Consider the following 6,125-nt stretch of genomic DNA (forward strand, 5'->3'; position numbering starts at 1 on the left):
TGCCCTGGAAGCGTTGGGCGTCGACATCATCGAGGCCGGCTTCCCTCAAGCCTCGCCCGATGATTTCGCCGCCGTGGCGGAGATCGCGAGGACGCTGAAGACGCCCACGATCGCCGCACTGGCCCGATGTCAGMCAGCGGACATCGACAGTGCGGGCAAGGCTTTGCAAGGCGCGCGACACTCACGGATCCACCTGTTCCTGTCCACCAGTCCCTTGCACCGCGAGCACAAGCTCGGCAAGAGCAAGCAGGAAGTGATCGATATCGCTGCAACGGCGATCCTCCGGGCCAAGGCCCTCGCTCACGAAGTCGAATTCTCCGCCGAAGACGCGCTGCGCACCGAGCCGGACTATCTCGCCGAGATCTTTTCCGTCGCTGTCGAAGCCGGTGCCTGCGTCCTCAACGCTCCCGACACCGTCGGCTACGTCACCCCGCAGGAAATTACCGAGATGTTCGCCTACCTGCGCAAGCACGTGCGCGGCGCGGACCGCGTGGTGTTTTCCGCGCACTGCCACGATGACCTGGGCATGGCCACCGCCAACAGCCTGGCCGCGATCAGCGCCGGCGCGCGGCAAGTGGAATGCACCATCAACGGCATCGGCGAGCGTGCCGGCAATGCCGCGCTGGAAGAAATTGTGATGGCGCTGCACACGCGCCGCCCGCTGTTCAAGGTCGACACCGGCATCGTCACCGAGCGCCTGTTCCCCACCTCGCGCCTGCTGGCCGAAGTCACCAACCAGGCCGTGCCGCGCAACAAGGCCATCGTCGGCGACAACGCCTTCGCCCATGAATCCGGCATTCACCAGCACGGGATGCTCAAGCACCGCGGCACCTACGAAATCATGCGTCCGCAGGATGTCGGCGCGAAGACCTCGCTGGTTCTGGGCAAGCACTCCGGCCGCCACGCGCTGCGCCAGCGACTGGTCGAACTCGAGTACGAGGTAGACGAAGCAACGCTCGACGCCGTCTTCGAAAGTTTTAAAACCCTTACAGACAAACAGCGGTCAGTGACCAACGATGACCTCACTTCGCTGATGGCAATGCATCAGAACACCACCCCAGCCGCCGCCCTCGCGGTCAGTCCCTGAAGGAGCAACACATGGAAGCCCCGACCCATCTCTGGCACAACGGTCGCATCAAGACCTGGGCCGACGCCACCGTGCATGTCGGCGCGCATGCGCTGCATTACGGCTCCTCCGTGTTCGAAGGTGTGCGCGTTTATGCCACGCCCGACGGACCGCGCTACTTCCGGCTGGAAGAACACACGGAGCGCTTGTTCCACTCCGCCCGCATTTACGACCTGACGATGCCCTACGACGCCGACGCGATCAATCGCGCCTGCCGTGACGTGATCGCCGCCAACGGCCTCACCTCCGCCTATGTCCGTCCGATCGTCTTCCGCAGCGGCTTCACCTTCAGCCTCGCTCCGTCACTGGATACCGCGGTGGATGTCGCCATCATCGCCCTGCCCTGGGGCGCTTACCACGGCGCCGATGCCATCGAGAACGGCGTGGACGTGTGTGTCTCCTCCTGGAACCGCGCCGCACCCAACACCTACCCGAGCGGTGCGAAGGCCGGCGGCAATTACCTCAACAGCCAGCTGATCGCCCGTGAGGCGATCAATGGCGGCTTCGCGGAAGGCATCGCGCTGGGCACCGATGGCCTGCTGAGCGAAGGTGCCGGTGAGAACCTGTTCATCGTGCGCAAGGGCACCATCTACACGCCGCCCGCCGCGTCGTCGATCCTCTGCGGCATCACGCGCGACTCCGTGCTGACCCTGGCCCGCGAGCGCGGCTTCAACGTCGTCGAGCAATCGCTGCCGCGAGAAATGTTGTATTTCGCCGACGAGGTGTTCATGACGGGTACGGCCGCGGAAGTCACCGCGGTGCGCTCGGTCGATCGCAAGCCCGTTGGCAATGGTCGGCCGGGCCCGATCACGCGCCAGTTGCAGGAAGACTTCTTCGGCCTGTTCGACGGTCGCACCGAAGACCGCTGGGGCTGGCTGACCGCCATCGACGAGCCTGCCGTTGCCGGGAGGGCCGCCGCATGAGCGCGCGTACATTGTTCGACAAGTTGTGGGACAGCCACCAGGTCGCTCCGGAGACCGAGAGCACACCGGGCGTGCTCTACATCGACCTGCACCTGGTCCACGAAGTGACCTCCCCGCAGGCCTTCGATGAATTGCGCTCGCGCAACCTGCAGGTGCGTCGTCCCGATCGCACGCTGGCGACGCTCGATCACTCCACGCCGACCCTGCCCGCCAATGCAAGCGGCGTTCGTCCGTACTACACGAAGGAAGCCGAAGCACAGGTCGCGAAGCTGGAATCGAATGTTCGCGAGTTTGGCGTCGACCTCATGGGCTGGGACAGCCCGCAGCGCGGGATTGTCCACGTCGCCGGTCCCGAAGTAGGCGCGACGCAGCCCGGCATGACCATCGTCTGCGGCGACAGCCATACCGCCACCCATGGCGCCTTTGGCGCGCTGGCCTTCGGTATCGGCACGACGGAAGTCGGCCATGTACTGGCCWCCCAGTGTTTGCTCCAGCGCAAGCCGAAGTCCTTCGCCATCCATGTGGATGGCGCCCTGCAGCGTGGCGTCACGGCGAAAGACCTGATCCTGCACATCATCGGCACCATCGGCATCGGTGGCGGTACGGGATACGTGCTCGAGTACAAGGGTGATGCGATACGCGCGTTGTCGATGGAAGAGCGCATGACCGTCTGCAACATGTCCATCGAAGCGGGCGCGCGTGCCGGCCTGATTGCTCCGGACGAGACGACATTCGCGTGGCTGGAAGGCCGCGAGCGCGTGCCGAAGGGCGACGCATGGGATCGTGCCGTCGCCCACTGGCGCACCCTGCCCAGCGATGCCGGCGCTACCTACGACCGCGAGGTGCGCATCGACGCCTCGGCGATCCAGCCGTCGGTCACATACGGCACGCATCCGGGCATGGTCGTCGCCATTCACGCGAACGTCCCTGCCGCGGCAGACGCGGTCGAGCAGCGTGCCCTCGACTACATGCAGGTGGTCGCCGGCAAGCCGATCGCAGGGGCGGCCGTCGACGTGGTCTTCATCGGCAGCTGTACCAACGGTCGCCTGTCCGACCTGCGCGCCGCCGCGGAAATCATGCGTGGTCGCACGGTCGCCGCCGGCGTACGCATGCTGGTCGTCCCAGGCTCGGAGCAGGTTCGTCGCRACGCCGAGCGCGAAGGCCTGCACGAGATATTCCGCGCCGCAGGCGCCGAGTGGCGCGAGCCGGGTTGCTCCATGTGCATTGCCATGAACGGCGACCTGGCCCAGCCGGGCCAGCTCGTCGTCGCCACCAGCAACCGTAATTTCGAGGGACGCCAAGGCAAGGGCGCACGCACCGTGCTCGCCAGCCCGCTCGTCGCCGCCGCGTCGGCGATCGCCGGACGCGTTACCGATCCCCGCGAATACATGACCCAGGAAGTTGCCGCATGAGCCCGACCAGCCGCCCGCTCGCCTACGTGCATTCGTGTACCGCGGCGCTGCGCAACGAAAATATCGACACCGACCGGATCATCCCGGCGCGCTTCCTCACCACGACCGAACGCACGGGGCTGGGCAAGCATTGCTTCGAAGACTGGCGTTATGCCGCCGATGGCAGCGACAACCCTGCCTTCCCGCTGAATCAGGCAAACGCCCGCGGCTGCGCCATCCTGGTCGCCGGTCATAACTTCGGCTGCGGTTCCTCGCGTGAGCACGCGCCGTGGGCCCTGCTCGACTACGGCATCCAGGCGGTCATCTCCAGCGAGATTGCGGACATCTTCCGGGGTAACTCGCTTAAGAACGGCCTGCTCGCCATCGTCGTGAGCGCGGCGGAACACCGCTGGCTGCTCGACAATCCCGGCATCGAACTGCGTATCGACATCGCCGATGGCTCGATCCGCCTGCCCGACGGCGGAACGATCCGCTTCGACCTCGACGCCTTCTCGCGTCACTGCCTGCTCAACGGCGTCGATCAGATGGGCTTCCTGCTGCAACACGAAGCCGCCATCGCCACCTTCGAGAACCGCATGGAGGAAGCCGCATGAAGGCCCAGATCGTCGTACTGCCGGGTGACGGTATCGGCCCCGAAGTCGCTGCGGCTGGCGTAGCTGTGCTGCGCCAGGTCGCCGAGCGCTTCGGTCATCAGTTCACTTTCGCCGAGCATGCGATCGGTGGCGACGCGATCGATCGCTTTGGCGATCCGCTGCCACCGGCAACGCGTGAAGCGCTGCTGGCCGCGGACGCCATCCTGCTGGGCGCCGTGGGTGGCCCGAAGTGGTCGGACCCGAACGCGACGGTTCGTCCCGAGCAGGGTCTCCTGGCCATGCGCAAGCTGCTCGGCGTTTTCGCGAACGTGCGCCCGCTGAAGCTGCACCCGCGCACGGCGGCCCTGTCGCCGCTGAAGCCCGAACGCACGAAGGGTGTGGATCTGGTGTTTATCCGCGAGCTCACCGGCGGCATCTACTTCGGCGCGAAAACGCGCAGTGATACCGACGCAACCGACGAGTGCCGCTACAGCGTCGTGGAGATCGAGCGTGTCGTTCGTCATGCCTTCGAGCTGGCACGCACGCGCAAGAAGAAGGTCACCTCGGTCGACAAGGCCAACGTGCTGGAGACCTCGCGCCTGTGGCGTTCGGTCGCTACACGCGTCGGTGCGGATTACCCCGATGTGGAACTGGAGCACCAGTTGGTCGATTCCATGGCCATGCATCTGCTCACGCGTCCCGCCGAGTACGACGTGATCGTGACCGAGAACATGTTCGGCGACATCCTGACGGATGAAGCCTCGGTGCTGGCGGGTTCGCTGGGCCTGTCGCCTTCCGCATCGATCGGTGGCCCCGGCGCGGGCGTCTACGAGCCGATCCACGGCTCCGCGCCCGACATCGCCGGACAACAACTGGCCAACCCGCTCGGGACGATTCTCTCGGCAGCGATGCTGCTGCGCCATTCGCTGGGGCTGACCAAGGAGGCGGCCGTGGTCGAAGCGGCCGTGGATCACGTACTGGAGCACAGCAATCTCACGCGCGATCTGGGCGGTAACGCGACCACCTACACGGTCACGCGCGCTGTTCTGGAAGCATGTAACGCCAAGGCGGAGGCCGCATGAACGAGAAGAAGATCCCGATCCGCACGCTGCGCAGCGATGCGATAAAGACCGGCCCGGACCGTGCTCCGGCACGCGCCATGCTACGCGCCACCGGCCTCGATGACGAGGCGATCGCCCGTCCGATGGTCGCGATCGTGCACAGCTGGTCCAACGTGTCGCCGTGCAACCTCAATCTGCGCGACCTGGCAGAAGCGGCCGCCGAAGGCGTGCGCGCCGCCGGTGGTACACCGGTGGAATTCAACACCATCGCCGTCACCGACGGCATCGCCATGGGCACCTCCGGCATGCGTTCGTCGCTGGTCAGCCGTGAAGTGATCACCGACTCGATCGAACTGGCGGTGGACGGTCATTGCCTGGATGCGATGGTGGTGCTGTGCGGCTGCGACAAAACGATTCCAGCGGCCGCGATGGCGCTGGCCCGACTCAACATTCCGGGTGTCGCGCTGTATGGCGGAAGCATTGCGCATGGCAATCGAAACGGTTGCCCGATCACCGTGCAGGAGGTGTTTGAAGCGGTCGGCGCCCATGGCGCGGGCAAGATCGATGACGCCGAACTCGACGACGTCGAGCGCCATGCCTGCCCCGGTGCCGGCGCCTGCGGCGGGCAGTTCACCGCCAACACCATGGCGATGGTGCTGACCACGCTGGGACTGTCACCGGTCGGATTCAACGACATCCCCGCCACCGATCCGGCCAAGCGTGACGCTGCCTTCCGCTGCGGCGAACTCGCCATGGCCTGCCTGGACAACAACCGCCTGCCGCGCGACGTGATGACGCGCGCGGCCTTCGACAATGCCGCACGCATGGTCGCGGCGACCGCAGGCTCGACCAATGCCGTGCTGCACCTGTTGGCCATGGCCAACGAGGCGCGCGTGCCGCTGAGCATCGAGGACTTTGAGCCAGCATCGGCGAATACACCGGTGATTGCCGATTTGAAGCCGGGCGGTCGCTATAGCGCCGTGGAGCTGACCGCCGCGGGCGGCACGGCCATCGTCGCGCAGGAACTACGC

The 6,125-nt window shown here is 65.9% G+C and carries 5 protein-coding genes and 1 pseudogene; all 6 read left to right on the forward strand.

The window, feature by feature from the left end:
- Positions 1 to 1,033: pseudogene (locus AC1DSN_RS16975) on the forward strand (2-isopropylmalate synthase); the annotation flags it as partial.
- A 65-nt stretch (positions 1,034 to 1,098) separates the two neighbouring features.
- Complete coding sequence (locus AC1DSN_RS16980) at positions 1,099 to 2,049, forward strand: branched-chain amino acid transaminase (RefSeq protein WP_063573626.1); 951 nt, start codon at positions 1,099 to 1,101, stop codon at positions 2,047 to 2,049.
- A complete protein-coding gene (leuC, locus tag AC1DSN_RS16985) occupies positions 2,046 to 3,461 on the forward strand; it encodes a 3-isopropylmalate dehydratase large subunit (protein WP_477331821.1) in 1,416 nt (471 codons plus the stop codon). The genes AC1DSN_RS16980 and leuC overlap by 4 nt, the downstream gene beginning before the upstream one ends.
- Entirely contained in the window at positions 3,458 to 4,054 is a 597-nt protein-coding gene (gene leuD, locus AC1DSN_RS16990; protein WP_477331823.1) for a 3-isopropylmalate dehydratase small subunit, read from the forward strand. The genes leuC and leuD overlap by 4 nt, the downstream gene beginning before the upstream one ends.
- Positions 4,051 to 5,115, forward strand: a complete 1,065-nt coding sequence (gene leuB, locus AC1DSN_RS16995) for a 3-isopropylmalate dehydrogenase (RefSeq protein WP_477294941.1) — start codon at positions 4,051 to 4,053, stop codon at positions 5,113 to 5,115. Before leuD ends, leuB begins: the two co-directional genes overlap by 4 nt.
- Positions 5,116 to 5,141: 26 nt before the next feature.
- Positions 5,142 to 6,125 (forward strand): dihydroxy-acid dehydratase domain-containing protein (locus AC1DSN_RS17000; RefSeq protein WP_477331825.1); only part of this gene is annotated, 984 nt, incomplete at its 3' end.

Source organism: Luteibacter sp. P4_D7_3 (assembly GCF_056401735.1).